We start from the raw sequence: 1,356 nt of genomic DNA, 5'->3' as shown, positions 1-1,356 counted from the left end.
AATTTTTTGACCTTGAGAAGCGTGTCATAAGACCCGCTTTAGAGGAATTACTGGAAAAAAATAAACAGGAGGTGAGGTTTGAAAAACTCAAAGATGGTAAGAACATCAAAACGCTAAAGTTTAGTTTTTCTCCTGAGCAACCAGCTAGGCTAGCTTTAGAACCATCATCAGTTTTACTAAAAGCGCCAACTATTGAGCTACCAGTCAAACAGGATAATTACCATGGTTTGAGCAAAAAAGATGCTTTAAGTCGCTACACAGGCGCATTAAACCTTGCCAAACTGAGCAATCAGACCATTGATACGTTGGTCAGTGCGCAGGAGCTGGAGGCGTTCAAATACTATGGGCTGATAGAGTGAAGGAGACAATAGGCCTCCTGCGAAAGTCATTTTTTAAGCAAGTCCATGGGGTAAATTTTAACCAGAACTGGACGAAAACGCTATACAGAACAAACCTTAGCAGAAAAATGAAATTGCTCAATTTTTGACTTTCGCAGGAGGTCTATTAATCAACCTTTTTCTTTTTTCTACTTATGACAATCTTCATAAGTAGAAAAAGGTTTATAATAAGGCAAAGTATACTTAACACAACATAGAGCCAAAACTTTAGAGTCAATGACTCTAGTTGAAAGATACGCTCTGGAAACGCAGATAACCATGCAAATGTAATAGCCTGCCCTGCAAAAAACAACATGCCTACAAATAACAAAATCATTGTTAAGCACAGCCATGAACGCTTCACCTTCGCACATTCCAAGATTCAGGTCTTGGAATATTAGTAGAGTTACGTGATTGTTGCCTTGTATTTTGTAATACACTAGGATTACTGAGCTGCTCCAGTAGTCGAGGTTGGTTTCGGCAGCTTGTAACTGTATAATTAGCAAATCGCTGGCAATCATTTATTGGAGGAAGAAATCGTCCCAAAGATATTCCATTAGTTAATTGTGCATTAACACACTCTTCATTCACATCTTGCTGTACAGTACAACGAGTAGCACGATCTCTAGAGTGGTCAATTACCTGTACTTGCATTCCATATCCTTCATACTGTTGACCGGGAAATATATCTGGATTAGCTCCCATTCCAGCCGAGATTGTATCAGTTTGAACCCAGCAATGATCAACAAGCCCACCTGCTATTTGAGCAGGACGGCAACATATAGAAACAGCTAGCCCTTGTGGATCTATATAACTCAAAGGGTTACTTTTAGCGTACGCATAGGTATTCATCCCGCCACTCAACCCAATCGGATCGGAGCTAATGTACCGTCCCATCTTCGGATCATAGTAACGATTCCCGTTATAGTGCAGCCCCGACTCGGCATCATAATACTGCCCAGGGAAGCGCAGATTGATC

2 protein-coding genes are annotated in these 1,356 nt (G+C 40.8%); one reads left to right on the top strand and one right to left on the bottom strand.

What is annotated here, in order from left to right:
* On the top strand, nt 1–359 hold a 359-nt coding region (locus tag A3IE_RS21560), incomplete at its 5' end, for a replication initiation protein (RefSeq protein WP_033407752.1).
* Nucleotides 360–737: 378 nt separating this feature from the next.
* On the opposite strand, the gene A3IE_RS23345 is transcribed toward A3IE_RS21560, so the two are convergent.
* On the bottom strand, nt 738–1,356 hold a 619-nt coding region (locus A3IE_RS23345), incomplete at its 5' end, for an RHS repeat-associated core domain-containing protein (protein WP_033407749.1).

Origin of the sequence: Thiolinea disciformis DSM 14473 (assembly GCF_000371925.1) — a bacterium.
GTDB lineage: Bacteria > Pseudomonadota > Gammaproteobacteria > Thiotrichales > Thiotrichaceae > Thiolinea > Thiolinea disciformis.
Note: the sequence above shows the minus strand (reverse complement) of the source record. Positions and strands in the feature narration are given on the sequence as shown.